We start from the raw sequence: 574 nt of genomic DNA, 5'->3' as shown, positions 1-574 counted from the left end.
TTTTTCCCAAATCCCTGGCTGCGCAGGTTGATCACTGAATTAGTAGGAAAATTCACCTCTAAAATAGAAGACAATAAAACTATTAAATTGACCCAATGAGAGAAGAGAGGGGAATAACCATGAACAGATTCGGTATGAATGTCAAATTCACGGCTCAACCGGGGCAGCGGGATGCGTTGGCGGATATTTTGTTGGGTGCAGCGGATGCTTTGGCGGGTGTGGAGGATTGTGAGTTGTATGTGGTTCATGTTTCGGAGACGGAGGCTGACGTGATTTGGGTTACAGAGGTTTGGCGCTCGTCTGAGGCGCATGCGGCTTCTCTTTCTTTGGAAGAAACAAAAGCGGCGATACAGCGGGCGATGCCGTTGATCGCTGGTGTAGAGTCGACCAAGCTCAAGCCGATTGGCGGAAAAGGACTCTAGCTTGTCTGTCAATCAAAAACAAAACGGGTCTTTCTCCATCGCTGTTAGTAGCGGGAGAAGGAACCCGTTTTCTTCATTTACTTCAATTCCGTCGCTGCTTGCAGCGTAAAGCGGTTCGGCGGTTTCGGCAAGCCGAAATGGTCCCGCAGCGT

General features: G+C 49.5%; 1 protein-coding gene. It reads left to right on the top strand.

Going from position 1 to position 574, the window contains the following annotated elements:
- Positions 1-119 precede the first annotated feature (119 nt).
- Positions 120-422, top strand: a complete 303-nt coding sequence (locus EDM56_RS31045) for a putative quinol monooxygenase (RefSeq protein ID WP_122921760.1) — start codon at positions 120-122, stop codon at positions 420-422.
- Positions 423-574: the final 152 nt, after the last annotated feature.

This window comes from Brevibacillus fluminis (genome assembly GCF_003710825.1).
GTDB classification, from domain to species: Bacteria; Bacillota; Bacilli; order Brevibacillales; family Brevibacillaceae; genus Brevibacillus_D; species Brevibacillus_D fluminis.
Note: the sequence above shows the minus strand (reverse complement) of the source record. Positions and strands in the feature narration are given on the sequence as shown.

Excerpts from the sequence above, each read along its gene's own strand:
- EDM56_RS31045 (WP_122921760.1), top strand. The coding sequence starts at position 120 with ATGAACAGATTCGGTATGAATGTCAAATTCACGGCTCAACCGGGGCAG.